This is a genomic window from Bradyrhizobium sp. 22 (assembly GCF_000482425.1).
In the GTDB taxonomy this organism is placed as follows: Bacteria; Pseudomonadota; Alphaproteobacteria; order Rhizobiales; family Xanthobacteraceae; genus Bradyrhizobium; species Bradyrhizobium japonicum_B.
This window is the reverse complement of record NZ_KI519399.1, coordinates 1726665-1744696: the sequence shown is the minus strand read 5'-3', so window position 1 is coordinate 1744696 and position 18032 is coordinate 1726665. Positions and strand designations below refer to the sequence as shown.

Genomic DNA, 18032 nt, shown 5'->3' with positions numbered 1-18032 from the left:
AGGACGAGGCGTGCGCGCCGACCGCCGCCACGAGCCATATGCGATGGCCCTGGGCACGCAGGGGAGCAGGGCCGCAGGGGCGCGTCGGGCGACCCTAGAGCTTCCGATAAGTCACATGCGCCGTCGCGAACGGAATGCCCGCACGCCCGGCGCTGCCGCGAACGATGCAGGCGCGGTCATCGATCGCGTAGAACCAGTCATCGAAATTCAACTTGAAGGACTTGCCATCGCCCTGGGGCGTGTCGCGCGTGTACTTCCAGTGGAATGCACAACCGGCCTGCTCGCCGGCGGCTTCACCTTCCAGGCGGTTTTCATGACCGGTGTACTGACCTTCGCTCAGCTTGTGAATCGTCCAGCGCAGCGTGTCGCTGTGGCCGTCATCGAAGGTGTAGGTTTCGGTCAGGACGACGGTGTCGGTGTCCGCGTCCAGTTCGCCATGAGCCGCGATCGTCGCGCGCTTCAAGAGCCCACCGACGAGGCTTTCAACCACCGCCCATCCTTCAAGGCGGCCGACGAAGAACTGCTCGGGCAGAAACACCGGCGTGGTGCCGGCGAACGCATCTATGGCCATGGCTTTTCCTCCGAGACGATGACGACATAAGCCGCCTTTCAGCATCAGGTTCCTCAGGAGGAAACTTGTCCGGACCGGCCACGTGCTTGCACTCTGCGAGACCGAGGCCTCGCCATTCGCCACAGCCGACCGCGAACGACGAAACGGATTACGCCGGCAAGGGCGTGCTGGCAGTGCCTCGTGAGGCGCGAAGGGCCGCATCTGCATTCTCGGCCCGTTGGCCGAAATCGCCTCTCAGCGCCATGAGGGCGCGGCGCTCCTCCTCGATTTCGTAGGAGGTGCGAAAGCCCAGTTTCCTCAGCACCGGAACGGGCGGGCACCACCCCTGGACGGCGTGCTGGAACAGAAAGCTGGTCACCAGTGCCGGAAGCGCGAGCCAGCGCCTGTCGCTGGTGGCCGCCAGCACGGTGCCGGTGAAGCCGAGCACCGCTGCGTTCGCCTCGATGGCTCTCTCGATATCCCACTCCCGGTCGATCTCACGTAAGCGATCGCCGATCTGATCCCGATGTTCGGCGAAATAGGCCACGTTGGCCTGCATTGTGCGCCTGATGCGACGATTGTCCGCCTCGGACGAATGCAGAGGCACCCGGTTCCGCGTCGTGGTCATTTGGGCCGCTCCTTGTGCTGACCGGATGACGTTCGCTGATCCGATTTGTTCCTGGCCGCAATCGCCCCCGGCTCGGCGCCACCCAAGCGCGACGAACCTTCGATTCCGCGAGAAGCCAATCCATCGGACATCCATTGGAATGGCAGGGTCGTGCGCTCACTGCTTGAGGCCGCGTTTGGCCATCTGCTCCAGGGCGAACGTGTCTCCGCAGGAATCCGAGCAACCGGATCTGGTTCGGATACTCACCGCGATCGGTGGTGAAAGCCGTGGTGTTGGGCAACGCCAGGCGTTGTTTCATAAGCGCTGCCGGGCCCAAACAAGGGAGCCGCGCCGCCAGGGCGTTCCAGGCCCACCCTGCCTGCTGGCGTCAGTTCGCAGTCGTTCAACACATCCCGATCGGGATATTGCGCCTGAAACGAATTTGGATGTTGAGTTGCCCACAATGGGCACTGGGCGCTTGCAGAGTTTATCGCGCCAATCGACATCATCGCTGCAACAATAAAGGTCCTGAATCCAGTCATGGTCGTGCTCCAAACGGCTGTTGTTTTCGTGCGGAGCATTCGCGCTGTTCTCGAATCGGCTGCTCTGTTGAATGCGTTTCCTTCGAATTTCTTTGATGAACATCAGGTGGGTATGCGCTCGGGAAGAAACACGCGGTGAACAATCACAGCTGCGCGAATGGCAAATCGGCATGCTCACCATTGCGTGACGCACACTGAAGCGCGATGCGATCCGGATGAATCGTCATCGCGTTTCAGGTCGTTGACGCATGATCCTTCCGGAAAACCGCTTCGCGCGTTTCCGGATCATGCTTCAGCTTGCCGCCCCGGCTATCTCGGAGATGAATCGCCCGCAGCGCTCGACGATCAGGTCCTTGTCGTTGTCGAGCGTGGCGACATGATAGGAATTGTCGAGCCAGAGCAGGCGCACGTCGTTGGAACTGATTTCCTGCGCTATGCGCTTGCCATTGGCCGCCGGCACGACGTGGTCGTCCCTGGAATGAATGGCCAGCGTGGGGCAGCTGACCTTGCGCAAGAGGCTTTCGGTCGCAGCAATGAGGACGTGGACCTGCCTGATGCAAGCGACCGGGACCTCCTGATAGGCGAGCTCCGTGACGCCCGAGGCCTTGATGTCTGATCCGATGCCCGGAACGCGCTTCGGCGCCGCGCCGTCGGACACGAGCTCGGCCATCGCGCCGTCGAAGATTCCGGCCGCAGCGTTGATCGGCACGGCGCCCGCCACGATGTTCGGAAATCGTGCGGCAAGGTTGAGCGTCAGCGTACCCCCCATCGAGAGGCCGGTGACGAAGACCTTGTTGCCCTGGCCAGCCAGCTCGTGAAGCGCCTGCTCCGCCGAGGCGAGCCAATCGAGATAGCCGGTCGTTTCCATGTCGTCCGGCGAGGTGCCGTGGCCGCGCAGGCGCGGGCCGCTCACGGTAAAGCCGAAGCGCCGGTGCAGCTCTTCGCCGAGATACCGCATGCTTTGCGTCGTTCCCGTGAAGCCGTGAAGCACGAGGACCGCAGGCCCCTTGCCCTGCATGAAGAAGGGTTCGGCTCCAGCCATCACATCGGTCATGTCATCTCTCCCATTGTCTTCTTTCCCGTTGTCTTCGCGGCCGTGACCGCATCGGTTTTCGATATCGAGGCCATCAGGACTGGCGCCTCGCTGAATACGCGGCCGCTGCAAGGCCGATGATCGCACCCTGCAACATCAGCTTGGCAGATTCACCAAGCCCCAGACTGGTGAGCAGGTTGAAGCTGAACGTCAACATCAAGGCGGCGACGGTCGGGCCGAGCATGCCTCCCTTTCCGGAGCCGAAAGTCACGCCGCCGAGAATGACCGCTGCGAGCGAATTCAGCGCCAGGTCGCGGCCGAGATCCATGCTGCCGACGCCGACGAAGCCGATCAGCAGAAAGCCGGAAAACACGGCGAACAGGCTCGACAGCACGTGCACGATCGTCACGACACGAACGTAGGGAATGCCCGAGACCCAGGCCGCCTGCGGATTGGCGCCGATGGCGTCGACATAGCGCCCGAACACCGAAACACGCAGGAAGATCGCAGCCGGAATCAAAAGCCCAAGCCAGACCAGCAGCGCGACCGGGAAAATGCCGACCCGCAACTGTCCGATCTGGCGCAGGAGCGCGGGTGCGTCCCCGGGCGACCTCAACTGACTGAACGACACCGCCACGCCGGTGATGATCATGGTCATGGCCAGCGTCACGATCACCGACGACGCACGCAGGCGGGTGATGAAGAAGGCATTGATCAATCCCACCGAAGCACCAAAGGCCAGGCAGATCAGGAGAAGGACCGGTTCGGAAAACGGCAGCAGGCCGCTCGTAAGGATATAGCTCACGCCGACGATGACCCCGCCGATGGAGAGGTCGAGTGAAAGGACGCGCATGCAGAGCGATTGGCCGAGCACGGCGATGCCGAGCGGCGCCGCCTGGCGCGCGATCAGAAGCAACAGTAACGGCGACAGCAGCGCCGGGCGGATCATGTAGGACACCAGAAGCAGGATGACGAGGCCCGCATAGGCGAACGGAAGCTCGCGAACGGTGCTGCCCGCCCAGCGCAGGCGTTGCCTCCATACGGGCGCTCCGGCCATCATGATCTCGGTCATGCGCCGATCACCTTCCGCCGTTGCAGGCCGATCGCCAGCAGCAGGAGGCAGCCGGTGGCCGCGGTCCGGAGGAACGGCGAGATGCCGACGAGATTCATGCCATTGGTCATGAAACCGAGCGTGAGGACGCCTGCGACCACCCCGACAACGCTGCCGGCACCGCCGGCCAGCTGGACCCCTCCCAGGGCGATGGCGGTGACGGAATCGAGCGAATAGGGCGCACCGATCGTTGCGTCCCCGCCGGCAACCCTCGCCGTCAGAAAGGTGCCCGCCAACACCGCGCTGAGCGAGCACGCCACATAGCAAGCGACCCTGTACCAGGTGACGGAAATGCCATTGCGGGCAGCGCTGGTCGGATTGGCGCCGATCGCGAAGATGCGAAGCCCGAACCTCGTGAGGTGCAGCATCGCGGCCGTCAGACCCAACGCCGTCACGCACCAGAAGAACGCGGCCGGGATACCGCCCACTTGCGAGACCGCGAGCGTCCTCAGATATTCCGGAACCTGGCCGCCCGGTACGGGATGGACCAGCAGGGCCAGGCCTTGCAGGAAGGTCATGGTGGCAAGCGACATGACGAGCGGATGGACGTTGAACACGGTCACGCCGAGTCCATTGACCAGTCCCGCCGCGATGCCGAGGGCCAACACGGCGGGCAGCGCCAGCCGAGGATCGAGCGTGACAAGCAGGGCGCTGGTCAGGCTCATGACCGAACCGACGGACAGGTCGATGCCCCCGGATATGGCAACGATCATCTGTCCCAGCGAAACGATCAGAAGCCCCGCGACCTGGCTGTTGACGTTGGCAAGGTTCTGAAAGCTGAGAAACGTCGAGGACAGAAGGCAGAGGATCAGGAACAGCAGCAACGGCAGGGCGAGCGTCGTCGCCTTGAGTCCCGAGCGGCCGGGTCTGCGAAAGAGGCTAAGCATTGACGCTCCTGGCGTTCGATCGGCCGCTGGCAGATGGCTCCGTCAAGGCAAAGCGCATCACCTCCTCCTCGCTGGTCGCAGCGCCGTCGAGCTCTGCGGTGATCGCGCCACCCCGTATGACCAGCAGCCGGTCGCAGAGCCCCAACAATTCCTGCAATTCGCTCGATGTGAGCACCACCGCCCCTCCGCTGTCTGCGAAATCCCGCAGCAATGCATAGATCTCGGCCTTGGCGCCGATATCGACGCCGCGGGTCGGCTCTTCAAGAAGAAGCACATCGACGCCTGACGCCAACCAGCGTCCGATCATGACCTTCTGCTGATTGCCACCCGACAGCATTCCAACCAGTTGCTTGGGGCTTGTCGCCCGAACCCGCATGCGCTCCATGAGGCCTGCGATGAGGTCGGTCCTGACCCTGGCGCGTTGCCAGACCGAGAAACGGCGCAGCATGCCGAGCACGATGTTTTCCGCGATCGACAGCGAAAGATAAAGTCCCTCGGTCTTGCGGTCTTCGGGCACGAAACCGACGCCAGCCAGCGCGGTGGCGACCACGGTGAGATCGAGCGGGAGCATGGCGCCCTCGGCGGCGCTCGACTTCGTCACCTGTCCCTGGATCGCCGGCTGCAATCCGGCAAGCGCACGGATGATGTCGCGTTGCCCCTGCCCTTCGAGGCCGGAAAGACCGAGAATTTCACCGCGCCTCGCCGCGAACGAAACCGGCATCCCGCCCTCCACGGGGACCAAACCGGACACCTCGAGCGCAGACGGCAACGATTGCTGCGGCAGCCGGCGAGCAGGATAGAACTGCGTCAGCACGCGCCCAACCATGAGCGAGATAAGCTCGTCGTGGGTGAGATCTCGCGCCGCCCGCGTCGCGACATGCAGGCCATCCTTGAGCACCGAAACGTGGTCGCAGAACTTGAAGATCTCCTCGAGTCGATGGCTGACGTAGAAGATCAGCTTCCCTTCCGACTTGAGTGTTGCGATCAATTCCCCGAGCTTCTCGACCTCGGGCGCATTCAGCGCGGCGGTCGGCTCATCGAAGATGAAGATGTCGGCGTCGGCCGAGATTCCCTTGGCGATCTCCACGAGCTGCTGATCAGCAACCGAGAGTTCGCCGCAGTACTCGTCAACACCGACCCGGCTGCCGAGGCGCCGCAAGGCGACCTCTGCCCTCGCGCGCATGGCGCTGCGGTCGACCATGCCGCGGCGCGCCGGCTCCCGGCCGAGGAAAAGATTCTCGGCCACCGTCAGGTTCGGCAGCAGCGTCAGCTCCTGGAATATCGTGGAGATACCCAAACGCTGGGCGTGGTGGGGGCTATCGAGCCAAACGGGCTCGCCGCGGAGCAGGATCCGCCCTTCGTCCGGCCTGTGAACACCGGCCAGCAGGTTCATCAAGGTGGATTTTCCGGCCCCGTTTTCGCCGGTGACGGCATGAACGGAGCCGGCCACGCAGGCCAGACACACATCACTCAGCGCCACGTTCGACCCAAAGCGCTTGGTGACCTTGTCGAACGAGATCATCGCAGGCGAAACGCCGCTGCGCGACGTTTCACCCGGAGGGCGGGTATCCACCATCGAAGGCACCTCGTCCGGCCCGCACGCGTCCCTAGCGCTTGAACATCTTCTGGATTTCCGTCTCCGGCAGCGTCGAGGTCACCCAGAAGGAGTCGTTCAGGTCAGGCCGGTAATATGACTTCAGATTGGTGTTGTCGATCGGCGCCGGCGACGAATAATACGTCTTGTGCAGCGACTTGCCTTCGAGAAGGGCAACCGCTGCCCGGAGGACGGCGGGGCCAAGACCCGGCGTGAAGATCGGGGAAACGGCCTCGACCTTCGACTCCGTCCACGCCCGCAGGAAACCATTGTTGGCTTCCCCCGTCATCGGGACCAGCGGCTTGCCGGACTCCTTGAACACGTCGATGCAGGCTCGCGTCATGTCGGCGCCGGAGAACCAGATTCCGTCGACCGGCTGACCGGACAGGACGAGATTTTCGCAGAGCTGCTTGCCCTTGGTATAGTTCCAGTCGCCGTAGACCTCGGAGCCGATCTTGATGTTCGTGCCTTCGATGGCCTTGCGAAAGCCGTTGTAGCGCAGGATTTCCTCGCCGACCCCGGCGACGCCGCGAAATGCCCAGATCGTTCCCTTGCCGCCGAGCTTCTGGGCCAGGAATTTGCCCCCGACCTCGCCGAAGCGCTCTCCTCCGCCCATGATCTCGACCGTCGAAGCCAATTCTCCGTTGCTCGTGCCGAAGTTGATCACGGGAATGCCCGCGGCGACCGCGGCATCGACCTGCTTCTTGACCAGGGGCGGCGCGAGGGGCGCAACGATCAACACATCGACCTTCTGTGCGATCAGGTCCTCCATGTCGGCGACCTGCTTGGCCGGCTGCCAGTTGGCCTCCGTGAAGATGAACTGCTTGATCTTGGGATTGCGCGCCGCCTCGTATTTCGTTTCCTCGGCCATCTGGACGATCCAGGTGTTGCCGACACCGGGAAACGACATGCCGATCTTCCAGGGCCCATCCTTCTTGAATTTTCCGGGCGGGGTCATGTCCGGCGAGGTCGCCTCGAGCAGGTTCGGCGGCAGCAACTCCACCTTGTCCTCTGCAAGCGCCGGCACGGGCGACGATGCGACCGTTCCGAGAAGCAGCAAAAATCCTGACATGCGCGCGATGTGCGACATTCGTCCCTCCCCATTGATTCCGCGGGCAATTTATCTTGATCGCGCCTTCATGGACGCGAGCCACTTTCGTATTGCCTTTCATACGAAACAAACACGCCGCAATTCGAAAATCAAGACGCTTGGTTTACAGCGTAAGCAAAAACTTCTTGCGCCGTCGGCAGAGCGACGTGATGCCCTTCTCGAGGATCCTGGTTGCGCTGCAGCGCATCTTCCACCTTTGTCCGGCTTCCCGGCCGGCAAGGTTTGCGGGATGTGAGGAAGTCCTTTGACCAGCAGAACCGCGAGAAGCCGGAACGTGCGTAACCCCTCGTCCGGACAGAGACCCAGCTCTCGCCAGCTCTCTCGCGATAGGATCGTGGAAGCGGCGGTCGCGATCGTGGCTGAGAGCGGCCTCGAAGGATTTTCCATGCGAGCCCTGGGACAAAGGCTCGGCACCACCCAGATGATGCCTTACCGGCATTTCGCATCGAAGGACGCGCTCTTCGTCGAGATCAAACGACTGGTCTTCGACCGGTTCGGTGCCTATCTCGACGCATGTGCGAGCTCGGGACGAACGCCCGAAGCACGATTGCGACGGCACTGCCTGGGCTACATCAAGTTCGGCTGCGAGGCCCCCGCTGACTATCAGCTGATTTTCGGCCACTGGAGTCGCAGTGCTTATCAGGCCGTTTTGGCGGCCGACGGCGTCCGCTCATTGAACATGACGCGGGGCTGGTCGGCCGCGCTCGATATCGTGGCCGAACTCAGAGACACGAGTCGCGAGGACCGCGACGTGATCGTGACATGCCACACCGTGTGGGGCGCGCTACACGGCCTCGTCAGCCTCCACCTCGCAAGAAAGCTCGGGTTCGGACCGACGATTGAGGAAATCGCCCCTTCATTGATCGAAAATCTTGTCCAGATCGCCGGATCGAAGAGGGCATCGAGGTCAAGCATTCGCGCGGCCGACCTGCCGATTGTACAACCCCTGCTCTCGGCAAATGCCAAGCGAAGCAGGTCGCGATCCTCAAGATAGACAACGGACCCCGCAAAGGCGCCGATCCTGCGCCAGCAAGCGACGGAGCGACTGTCCTGGCGAAGGCTTGACCCTCGAGGATAACGGCTCATCCACCCTGATCAATCGCGAAGCAGTCCCTTTTATCGTGCATGCAAGCGCTCCTCGAACAGGAGGAGGCAAGCCGCGCCCGCTGTGCTATGCTCCGGCCGAAACCAGCACCGGAGTCCCCCATGCCCACCAGCGTCAAGCAGATGATCGAAGCCGCCAACGCGGCGGTGCCCAAGATCACGTCGGACCAGGCCGCCGAGATGATCAAGAGCGGCAACACGCTGGTCGTCGACGTTCGCGACGCGCCGGAGATCGCCGCCAGCGGCAAGATCGCGGGGGCCGTCCATGTGTCGCGCGGCATGCTGGAGTTTCGCGCGGACCCGGAGCTGCCGTCTCACGACAAGGCGTTCGACAAGGGCAAGACCGTGATCCTCTATTGCGCGTCCGGCGGCCGGTCGGCGCTGGCGGGCAAGCTGCTGAAGGATCTCGGCTACGACAAGGTCTATAACCTCGGCGGCTTCAAGGACTGGACCGGGGCCGTCGAGAAATAGCGAACACGAGGCACCGTTCCGGGTCGTCGGAGCGGCCCGCTTCGGCCTGTCGGTCGGCGCGCCTTATCCCGGTTGCAACAATCAGCCCTCCTTCGCGTTGTTCCGGCGCACACAGCGAGGCGCGCCATGACCAAGCCTACCGACAAGGATGCCGGACTGACACCCGACGACTTCCCGCTCGAAGCCGACAAGGACAAGCTCAGGACGCACAAGGGCGAGCCGGTCGCCTCGGCCGAGTCGGAGCAGATTGCCGACGAATTGGCCGAGCGGCTCAACGAGCAAGCGCACCGGGAGGAGCAGGACCGCTGGTCGGCGTGACGCGCGATGCGATCAATGCGAATTGTCATCGCATGACGTGATGAATCAAGCCGGCTGTTTCAGCAAGCCGCAGCGTATCCTTTCGGATCGTGCGTCCCGACGTCTGCCGTGCCAGGCTCCGGCTCGACGGGCGCGAAGAGCAAATAGTCAGCGGCGAACCGCGAGCCGCTCCATCCTCGGGGCGTCGCGGGCGCCATCGGCCGGAGCGGATCAGGCGGAACGCGGCGTGGAGCCGGACTGTCCGTTCGGCTCGTTCAGCAGCCGGCCGGTGGTGGTGTTGACGAAGTGCAGCGACATGCAGGCCGGGCACCTCACCGGGACATAGCTGTCCACCGGCGTGCGACCCTCGGGCCGCTCGTCGTCGATCCGTTGCTGGACGTTCATGCCGGTGCGCGGGCACCTGAAGAGAATCTGGCGCTGCATGCTTCATTCATGCGCCCAAACCCGGGCCGGCGAAATTGCGGACGATTCCTTACGGGCCTTTCCCAGGTTTGCGATGGGTCAATGCGAACGGACCGCCGCTCCCTATGCTTTGCACGACATCGGGCGCTGTCGCTCCGGTGCCGTACGAAGCGGAGCCCGGACTCCTAGGCACTCCGGGCGCCGCGACAGGGTGCAAGCGTCCGCGCTCAGGGAGCCGGCTCCGCAAGGGGAGGCTTCGCCGGCAGGTTCGATGGAACGAAGGCCGGTACCGCGGGTTGGATGGCCCGGCCGTTCAATGGCCCAGCCATTCATGGCCCAGCCCTGGACAGACCATGCAATCGGCCTCGGTTGCCCGTTGGAAACGCTCCTCGGAAACCGGGGCTGATTGATTTCGCCCGGCCGGCCCGCCACCAACTCGCGCCGCCGGTAACAGACATTTCATCGGGACCGCCTCGGTCAGGGGAGCAGTCATGATGTCCGCGAAGCTCGACGATCTCTCTGCGGCCGTGCGCTACGCGCTCGAGACGACGCGCGCGACCACGGTCTGCCCGTTCCACGGCGAGGTGATCATCCGCGTCGGCGATGATGCCGCCGAGAGCCATGCCTACGAACGCGCCAAGCGAATCCTGAGAAGCGATGGGACGCCTTTCGAGGCGGACGCGCTCAGGGAAGAAATCGGCCGGCAACTCGCGATCGCGGCGGACGGGCGATGCCCGAAATGCGATCGGGCCGACCCGGCCGGCTAGAGCGCGCTGCCTCCGCCGGTCAGGAGGCCGCGCGCCTCGAGGCCTTCTTGCTCGGCCGGGAGGACACAAGGCTCCGCGGCCGCCCGATCAAATATCCCTGCATCTCGTCGCAGCCTTCCTGCATCAGCAGCGACATCTGTTCCTCCGTCTCGATGCCTTCGGCAAGGACCGGCACCCCGAGCCCGTGGGCGAGGCCGATCACGGCCCGGACGATGGCGAGCGATCGGTCGCTCTGGCCGAGCGAGGCGACGAAGGAGCGGTCGATCTTGATGCGGTCCAACGGAAACGCTTCGAGATATGACAGCGACGAATATCCCGTTCCGAAATCGTCGAGGGCGATCAGGATGCCGAGCGCCTTGAGCGACTGCATCGTCCTCTTGGCGCGCTGCATGTCCTCGATCAGGACGCCTTCGGTGATTTCGAGCTCGAGGCGCGCGGCCGGAAGCCCGCTGTCGCGCAGCGACCGGCGGACCTGCCGGTCGAGGTTTTCCCGGCGGAACTGCGCCGCCGAGACGTTGACGGCCACCCGCAGCGGCTGATCCCACGACGCTGCTTCCCGGCACGCCTCCATCAGGACCCAGTCGTCGATCTGCGCGATCGAGCCGCTTCGCTCCGCGATCGGAATGAACTCGCCCGGCGGGATGATCCCGCGCACCGGATGCCGCCAGCGCACGAGCGCCTCGTAGCCCATCAGCGTGCCATCGCGATGCTGCTGCGGCTGGTACTCCAGATAGAGCTCGCCCCGCTCCACGGCGGCCTGCAAATCGTGCTCGAGCTCACGGCGATCCCGCAATTGCTGGTCCATCGCGCTGGTGAACAGCCGGACGGCTCCCCTGCCCTCGTGCTTGGCGCGATAGAGCGCGGCATCCGCGTTGGCCAGCAGCGCAACGGAATCGCCGGCATCTCTCGGGTACAGCGCGACGCCGACGCACAGATCGATCTTCAGGGCATGGCCGTCGACCTCGATCGGCTGCTCGAACTGCGCCCGCATCCTGGTGGCGAGCAGCTCCGCGGTTGCCGGCAGCGGCGCTTCATCGATGATGCCGATGAATTCGTCGCCTCCGACACGCGCCACGTAGGATCCTTGCGAAACCTCCTGCAGACGTCTTGCGGCCTCGCGGAGCACGGCGTCACCGACGGCATGACCGAAGCGGTCGTTGATCGCCTTGAAGTGGTCGAGATCGATGCAGAGCACGGCGAAGGCGCCATCGGCGACCTCGGCGCGTTCGATCGCGGCGGAGAGATGCTGGCCCAAGGCGGCCCTGTTGGGCAGCTCCGTGAGCGCGTCGTGACCGGCGAGATAGCTCACCCTTTGCTGTGCCCTGTTCCGTTCCGTCACGTCGAAGCCGACGCAGACATGGGCGGGTCGCCCGTCATAGACCAGCGGCCGGGATTCGATCACGACCTCGATCACCTCGCCGTCGGCCGTCCTGTGCAACTCGCAGTCGCGTTCGGCTGTCGCCTGCTGCTCCGCATGGGCGAGCTGATGCTCGGACATGGCGAGGAGATCCTGGCGGGAATAGCCGTAGTGCCTGCACATCGCACCATTTACGGCGATGAGCCGGTGCGTCTTCGCATCGACCACCCACATCGGAAGCGGGTTCTCTTCGAACAGCAGGCGGAAGGAGGCTTCCGCTTCCGCCAGCGCCCTCTCGGTGCGATGGCGCTCCGTGATGTCCTCGTGGGTTGCGACCCAGCCCTTCCCCTCAGGGCGATGCCGGATCCGCACGATCCTGCCGTTGGTCAGCTCCACGGTCGTATCCGAATTCTCGGCGATCACCGGAGCGCTGTTGCGCCAGACCAGATAATCCTGCTTGGACATCTTCGGGGCGCTGCCGGCCGAATAGCGGAGATCGACGATCTCGCTCAGCTTCATGCCCGGCCGGACCAGTTTCGGATCGAGATCGTAGATCTCGAGGTATTGCCGGTTGCAGACGATCAGGCGCTGATCGGCGTCGAAGAAGCAGAGCCCCTGGGACATGTTGTTGAGCGCCCGGTCGAAGCGCTCCGCGAACGCGGTCGCGGTCTGCTCGGCGGCCCGGGCGCGATCGCCTTCCTCGGACAACCGTGCATGGGTCTCGACCAGTTTCACGAAGGAGCGGAAATTGGTGTTGATCATCCGGGCGAGCAGGACGAGCAACGCCAGCAGATTGATCCCGACCGAGATCAGCATCCCGTCGCCGGAGAGCAGCAGGAGTGTCGCGATTGGTGCACCGGCGATCAACATCGTCAGCCGGGACGACGGCGGGAAGCTGCCGAGGCAATAGGCAGTCCCGACGCAGCCCATGAAGAGCAGCAGGGAGACCGACACACGCAGGCCGGGATCGACCACCATGAACAGCGCCAGGATCCAGATTACGAAGCTGGAGCTGATCACCACGGTGGCGAGACGAGCCCTTACGAGCTCTCGGTAAGCCTCCTCGGCGGTGAAGTCCTCCTTCTTCAGCCGCAGCCACTGCACCAACCGAAACAGACAGGCCATGAGGAGACCGGCCGGCAAGGCAAATCGCAGCCATGGCGACACCGTGCTCGGAAGGAGCAACCCCACGCTGATGCTGTTGACCAGAAGCGCGGCATAGAGAACCGGCACCTGCTTGCGGAGCACGCGGAACTGCTCGACCAGCAGCGAACGGCCGAGCGGATCGGTCGTGTCACCAATCGCGAAAGCGTCGCGAAGCCGCGCGAAGAAACCCATCGAGATTGTCCCAGCCACATCAAACGCTAGGACAGAGGGGCGAAGGACCCGTAAAGGCGCTTGGTGTCTTTGACCTTAACGCGGCTGCCGCAATCGTTGGAAAAAAGGAACCGCCGCAGTTCCCAACCGGGAACGTCGCGCTTGGTCCTGATGAAAGCTTCTGCACTCGCACATCGGCCTTCTCGCGGCCGAGCGCATCCGGCCGGTGATCGACGATGTCTTTCCCTTCGACCAGGTAAGACAGACGCTTGGCTACCTCGAAAAGGGACGAGCCAAGTGAAAGGTCGTGGTGCAGATGAGGTGACCGCGGCCCTCACCCCGCGACCCGCCACAACCTCCATCGTTCCGGCACGCCCTTGAGCCGGTGCATGCCGTGATCCTTCAGGATGATCGCAGGCTGCGTCTTCATCAGCTCTCTGACCGCGCTCGACACCAGCACCTCGCCGGGGCGCGCCTTCGCCGCGACGCGGGTGCAGATGTGAAAGGCGAGGCCGACCATCTCGCCGCCGCTGATGGTGTATTCGCCGGCGTGCAAGCCGATCCGGATCTCGAGGCCCAGCGTGCGCATGGCCTTCTGAATCGCAGCCGCGCAGGCGATGCCGCCGTCTGGTTTCCTGAACGTGGCCAAGACGCCGTCGCCCGTCGTCACGACTTCCTTGCCGCGGCACGTCTTCAGCTCCTTGCGGACCGCGGCGTAATAATGGCCCATGATCTTGGTCCAGCGCGCATCGCCGAGTTTGGCGGCTTTTGCGGTCGAACCGACGATGTCGACGATCAGGATCGTGGCCCGCGCTTGCTTGAGCTCGGCACTGCGCTCGGCCGACCGGCGCCGGGGTGCAATCGGCCCGGTCAGCGGCTCATAGCGATGATTGCGGCGCCGGGCGATCGCGGCCTTTGCGTAATCCTGGGCGCGCTGCGCCGTGCCGCAGCGAACGGTCTTCTCCTGCGGCACCCGCGCCCAATAGACCCTTCGCCCATCGCCCGCACCATGAACCTCCACGGCGCCCCACTTCAGGAACACCGCCGAACCAACCCGCCGGACGCACCACGCCTTCGACGTGTACCCCGATACGTTCGACTGATGGACTCCGATGCGCAGAAATTTGGGCATGTGTGCAGCTGATCGCGGGGACCATGAACTGGTCGCGGTGAAGCGTAGTTGCACATTTCCGCGTTTGCAACAGACGAGCCTCGGCTCGGAATCCGCCTTCAGCCCGCGGCCGGAAATGCCCGCCTCAGCCGTGATATGCAAACAGCTCGATCGGATCGCTGAAGCCGCGCACCTCGTGCTTGCCGACATGCTCCAGCTCGAATTTCGGCTGCACCAGCTCCGCGAAATCGCGCGACAGCAGCACCTTCCGTCCCAATTGCTTGGTCAGCGCTTCCAAGCGCGAGGCCATGTTGACGGCGGGGCCGATCACGGTGAAGTCGAGCCGGCTGGCCGATCCGATATTGCCGTACATGACGTCGCCGACGTGAACGCCGATGCCGTAGTTCAGCGGCGCGCGGCCGGTCGCGTTGTTCCGCTCGTTCAGGGCGATCATGGCCTGACGGGCCTCAGTGACGGCGTGGAGCAGGTTTGCGCAGGCGTCGGGATCCTGAAGCGGAAAGATGGCGAGCAGACCGTCGCCGATGAATTTCAGGATCTCGCCGCCGTGCCGCGCGATCGGCTCCGACATCGCGTCGAAATAGTCGTTGAGCAGGTCGATGACGTCGTCGCGCGGCCAATTGTCGGAAATCTTGGTGAAATCCCTGAGGTCGCAGATCATGATCGCGGCGCGCACCGTCGTGCCGGTGCCGCGCCTTGTGGCGCCGGCCAGGATGAGCTCGCCGGCATGGGAGCCGACATAGGTCTCCAGCAGGGTTCGCGCCAGGCGGTTCTTGATGCGGATCTCGCTGACCAGCGCCAGCACCGGCAGGAGCTTCTTGAGGGCGGCGATATGCGCGGGATCAAAACCGCCTCGCCGGCCGGTCGCGAAGGTGACGATGTGCCGCTTGCCCAGCGTGTGGTACAGCGGCCAGGCGACGTAGTCGGTCAGGCCGTTGGCCCGCATCTCGTCATAGAGGGCGTGCTTGCGGCCGAGCGAGGGATCGCGCTCGAGATTCTCGCGCAGCTCGTCCGCTCCCTCATGGATCTCGTTGGCAGGACTTCCGATATATTCGGACCGCTCGCGAACGTCGTAATCGACCCGCGCGATCTCGGCCCCTTTCATCCCGTCGGCCCAAATCATGCGGGCGCCCAGCCATTGCGGATGATTGATCTGGACGTGAAGCGTCGCCCGCTTGAGCGGAATGCCGGCCTGCTGCAGCCGGATGCACATCTGCGCGAAGATATCGTCGATGAAGCGCTCGTCGCGCGTGCCGCTGGTCAGCCAGTCGATGACACCGTCGGCTTGCGTCGGGGCATTGTTGGTCGGTGCGTTCATGTCCTGCCCCTTATGGCCGTGGCCTGCATCAGGGCAGATATCGTGCCCAGCTTCGCCGCGTCAACCTGGCCAGTTGCATGGATTATGCGCAGCGGGTCTTCAGGGCCGATGCCGCCTAGCCGAGAAGCCGGACCGAACCCAGCACCGCCAGGCCGGCCACGAGCGCGAGCGTCGATGCCTCGGTCAAATCAATCCTGAGCGTGCCGTTGCCGGGGATGGCGAAGTCCTCACCATCGAGGCGAACGCGGCAATCGCCGCGCGCGGCGTAGACCAGATGCGTGCCGGCGGCAAGCTGCCGCGTGCCGGGATCCCTGAGCGCCACCATCTCGATCTCCGCCGCGCCGCGCCGGGCCATCAGGTTCACGACCTCGACCGGACCTTCTTCGAGCGCGGTCACGATCTCCATCTCGCCGGTGAAGCGCACCGTCGTAAACGGTTCACGCTCGTCGAACTCCTGCGTCGGCGACTTCAGCACCAGCCCGCGCCCATTGACGACCATCTGCAGCCGGTCGATGCCGGGCATATGCGAGAACGGACCGGGCGCCACGATCGGCGTGCTCGCAAGGCGCCACAGCAGGCTGCTCCAATCCTTCGCCGCCGCGTCGACGCGCCAGGCGCCCGCAATGTCGGTGAAGATGCCGCCGCCGTTCTTCCACGGTGAGCGGGTGTAGTCTTCGGGTGTAAGCAATGTTGTCTTCATGGGAGAGCCTCGAGGCGATGAGGGGACGGAGCGAGTTCGCGCGCCTCGAGCAGCGGCTTGGCCTCCTTGCGCACGACATCCAGATGCGTGAAAAGTGAGACGTGGCCGCCGTCGGGGAGCGCCAGCAGCTTCGCCTGCGGGATTGCGTGGCAGACGTTCTCGGCATGCGCGAACGGCACGACATTGTCGGCGCGGCCGTGCACGACCAGAGTTGGCGCCGAGATCGATCCCGCCGGCAGCTGTTCCAGCGCCGAGAACTGCGCGATGTCGTTGACGGTCCCCGGCAGCCGGGCGGACAGATGCTCGAACACACTCGACTGCAAGGCGCGCAGGAGCGGACCGGCCTCGGGATGGCGCAGAGTGCGTTCGCGCATGGCGTCATCAGGAATGGCGCGGCGCGCACCGGCCTGCGGATTCCGTTCAGCCTGCCGTTTCTGCAGGCGCGGCAGGCCGGGAAGGCGCGCGAGGTGTCGCATCAGGCGCAGGCGCGCTGCTATCTCCGGCGGCGCCTGCAATTGTCCGGTGCAGGCCGATACCAGCACGAGCGAGCGGCAGCGCGAAGGGTGACGAGCTGCGAATTGCAGCGCCGAGGGACCGCCGGCGGAGACCGCGACGACCGCCGCGCTGGCAATCCCGAGCGCGTCGAGCAGCGCTCCATAGACGTCAGCCTGTTCGTCGGGTGATGCGCCGAGCGCGAGGCGCGAGCCGAGATAGCCCGGGCGGGACACGGCGACCACCTGCTTGTCTCTGAGCGTCGTGGCGAGGGCGCGCGCCAGCAGCCACGACTGGTCGTGGCCACCCATGCCGCCATGGATGGCCAGGATGGCCGGTCCCTCGCCTGCACTTGCGCATTGGACAGTCCCGCGGGAAGTCTGCACCCAAACCGGAGCAGGCCCCGCGAGGGGCAATACGTCCGGACTTGCGATCATGGCACGGCTTCCGATTGTCCGGGTGCGCCGGTCTTGAGGTGACGCAGAAGCGCAACCGCCTCCATCGGCGGCGGACGTTCGATCCTGCGATAGGCTCGCCCATCGGCCGTGCGGGAAACCAGGCCGTGATCGCACAGCGCGCGGCGGAGCAAGGCATCGTCGGCGAAAGCGTGCTGTCTACTCAACAGCGCCTTCACTTCCGCCTCGGCCAGGCTGCACCGCGACGGGAAGCCGGCCCACAACACCCAGAGGCTCAGCTGCTGCAGATTGTGGCGGGCCGGCCAACGCAGCAGCCTGCCGTGATCGTCGAAATGGCGCGCCGCGCGTTGCACGCGCTTCAGATCGACGGCATCGTGCTGGACCGCGGGACCGCCGCGGTCGTCCACGGGCTTGCCGACCGCGTTTGCCCGGAAGTGCTGATAATTTTTATGTCCCGTCGCGCGCGCAAGAATGTTGAGCAGCTCGACGTGCCCGGGTGGCGACGTCCGCTGCAAAAGCTGGGCACGCACGGATTTCGCGAGCGCGGAGATGTCGCCCGCAACAAAGGCAATGGGAGTTCTGGCCATGACCAATCCTCAAAGTGCCGATCCGGATAGGATTGTCGGAGGTCACCGGCTTACGACGCGGCACGAGGTTTGGTGTCGGTTCGATGGAGCCTTGCAGGTACTAAGCCTTGCAGGTTTAGCTTCCCTCGCGGGACGGTGACGCCTGGGTGAACTGCAGACCCGCGCAATCCTTACTATAGACGCCCGGCGGGCTCAAGAGCCTGATGTGACATGCGCGGA

At 64.5% G+C, this 18032-nt stretch carries 20 protein-coding genes; 6 read left to right on the top strand and 14 right to left on the bottom strand.

Annotation, left to right across the window (positions count from 1 at the left end; all coding sequences use genetic code 11):
• Positions 1-94 precede the first annotated feature (94 nt).
• The 7 genes from K410_RS0109630 to K410_RS0109600 all read right to left on the bottom strand — a co-directional run bounded on the left by K410_RS0109630 (position 95) and on the right by K410_RS0109600 (position 7234).
• Positions 95-571, bottom strand: coding sequence for a DUF3833 family protein (locus K410_RS0109630; protein WP_028134646.1), 477 nt, complete (start codon positions 569-571; stop codon positions 95-97).
• Between the two features lie 148 nt (positions 572-719).
• Entirely contained in the window at positions 720-1178 is a 459-nt protein-coding gene (locus tag K410_RS36685) for a hypothetical protein (RefSeq protein WP_049819987.1), read from the bottom strand.
• Positions 1179-1991: 813 nt separating this feature from the next.
• Positions 1992-2753 carry an alpha/beta hydrolase gene (locus K410_RS0109620; protein ID WP_028134645.1) on the bottom strand — a complete coding sequence of 254 codons (762 nt, stop codon included), beginning with the start codon at positions 2751-2753 and terminating at the stop codon, positions 1992-1994.
• A 73-nt stretch (positions 2754-2826) separates the two neighbouring features.
• Positions 2827-3804 carry an ABC transporter permease gene (locus K410_RS0109615; protein WP_049819986.1) on the bottom strand — a complete coding sequence of 326 codons (978 nt, stop codon included), beginning with the start codon at positions 3802-3804 and terminating at the stop codon, positions 2827-2829.
• On the bottom strand, positions 3801-4667 hold the full coding sequence (locus tag K410_RS0109610; RefSeq protein WP_196236008.1) for an ABC transporter permease: 867 nt from the start codon (positions 4665-4667) through the stop codon (positions 3801-3803). Before K410_RS0109610 ends, K410_RS0109615 begins: the two co-directional genes overlap by 4 nt.
• A gap of 55 nt (positions 4668-4722) precedes the next feature.
• Positions 4723-6252, bottom strand: coding sequence for a sugar ABC transporter ATP-binding protein (locus K410_RS36680; protein ID WP_049819984.1), 1530 nt, complete (start codon positions 6250-6252; stop codon positions 4723-4725).
• Between the two features lie 85 nt (positions 6253-6337).
• Positions 6338-7234 carry an ABC transporter substrate-binding protein gene (locus tag K410_RS0109600; protein WP_196236007.1) on the bottom strand — a complete coding sequence of 299 codons (897 nt, stop codon included), beginning with the start codon at positions 7232-7234 and terminating at the stop codon, positions 6338-6340.
• On the opposite strand from K410_RS0109600, the gene K410_RS40320 reads away from it, so the two are divergent.
• From K410_RS40320 to K410_RS0109585, 4 genes are all read left to right on the top strand, one after another.
• A complete protein-coding gene (locus tag K410_RS40320) occupies positions 7233-7670 on the top strand; it encodes a hypothetical protein (protein WP_196236006.1) in 438 nt (145 codons plus the stop codon). The genes K410_RS0109600 and K410_RS40320 overlap by 2 nt on opposite strands.
• Positions 7671-7769: 99 nt before the next feature.
• Entirely contained in the window at positions 7770-8429 is a 660-nt protein-coding gene (locus K410_RS0109595; protein ID WP_028134641.1) for a TetR/AcrR family transcriptional regulator, read from the top strand.
• Between the two features lie 212 nt (positions 8430-8641).
• The gene (locus K410_RS0109590) at positions 8642-9010 is read left to right on the top strand and encodes a rhodanese-like domain-containing protein (protein ID WP_028134640.1); all 369 of its coding nucleotides are present in this window, start codon (positions 8642-8644) and stop codon (positions 9008-9010) included.
• Between the two features lie 126 nt (positions 9011-9136).
• Positions 9137-9328 (top strand): hypothetical protein, encoded by a 192-nt coding sequence (locus tag K410_RS0109585; RefSeq protein ID WP_028134639.1) that lies wholly within the window; start codon positions 9137-9139, stop codon positions 9326-9328.
• Between the two features lie 210 nt (positions 9329-9538).
• Here K410_RS0109585 and K410_RS0109580 read toward each other — a convergent pair whose 3' ends face one another.
• A complete protein-coding gene (locus K410_RS0109580; protein ID WP_028134638.1) occupies positions 9539-9751 on the bottom strand; it encodes a hypothetical protein in 213 nt (70 codons plus the stop codon).
• Positions 9752-10221: 470 nt separating this feature from the next.
• Between K410_RS0109580 and K410_RS0109575 the strand changes: the two genes are divergently transcribed.
• The gene (locus K410_RS0109575; RefSeq protein ID WP_028134637.1) at positions 10222-10497 is read left to right on the top strand and encodes a hypothetical protein; all 276 of its coding nucleotides are present in this window, start codon (positions 10222-10224) and stop codon (positions 10495-10497) included.
• Positions 10498-10516: 19 nt separating this feature from the next.
• Here the strand turns inward: K410_RS0109575 and K410_RS36675 are convergent, their stop codons facing one another.
• Positions 10517-13192: an EAL domain-containing protein gene (locus K410_RS36675; protein WP_049819983.1), complete on the bottom strand. Its 2676-nt coding sequence runs from the start codon at positions 13190-13192 to the stop codon at positions 10517-10519.
• A 160-nt stretch (positions 13193-13352) separates the two neighbouring features.
• On the opposite strand from K410_RS36675, the gene K410_RS41255 reads away from it, so the two are divergent.
• Positions 13353-13472: a zinc-binding dehydrogenase gene (locus tag K410_RS41255; protein WP_080672223.1), complete on the top strand. Its 120-nt coding sequence runs from the start codon at positions 13353-13355 to the stop codon at positions 13470-13472.
• 33 nt (positions 13473-13505) lie between these two features.
• Here K410_RS41255 and K410_RS0109565 read toward each other — a convergent pair whose 3' ends face one another.
• From K410_RS0109565 to K410_RS0109545, 5 genes are all read right to left on the bottom strand, one after another.
• A complete protein-coding gene (locus K410_RS0109565) occupies positions 13506-14303 on the bottom strand; it encodes an adenylate/guanylate cyclase domain-containing protein (protein WP_028134636.1) in 798 nt (265 codons plus the stop codon).
• Between the two features lie 124 nt (positions 14304-14427).
• Positions 14428-15618: an adenylate/guanylate cyclase domain-containing protein gene (locus K410_RS0109560; protein ID WP_028134635.1), complete on the bottom strand. Its 1191-nt coding sequence runs from the start codon at positions 15616-15618 to the stop codon at positions 14428-14430.
• Between the two features lie 115 nt (positions 15619-15733).
• On the bottom strand, positions 15734-16318 hold the full coding sequence (locus tag K410_RS0109555; RefSeq protein ID WP_028134634.1) for a HutD/Ves family protein: 585 nt from the start codon (positions 16316-16318) through the stop codon (positions 15734-15736).
• Positions 16315-17247, bottom strand: coding sequence for an alpha/beta fold hydrolase (locus K410_RS36670; protein ID WP_063831414.1), 933 nt, complete (start codon positions 17245-17247; stop codon positions 16315-16317). The genes K410_RS0109555 and K410_RS36670 overlap by 4 nt, the downstream gene beginning before the upstream one ends.
• Complete coding sequence (locus tag K410_RS0109545) at positions 17244-17813, bottom strand: DUF2087 domain-containing protein (RefSeq protein WP_028134633.1); 570 nt, start codon at positions 17811-17813, stop codon at positions 17244-17246. Before K410_RS0109545 ends, K410_RS36670 begins: the two co-directional genes overlap by 4 nt.
• Between the last annotated feature and the right edge of the window lie 219 nt (positions 17814-18032).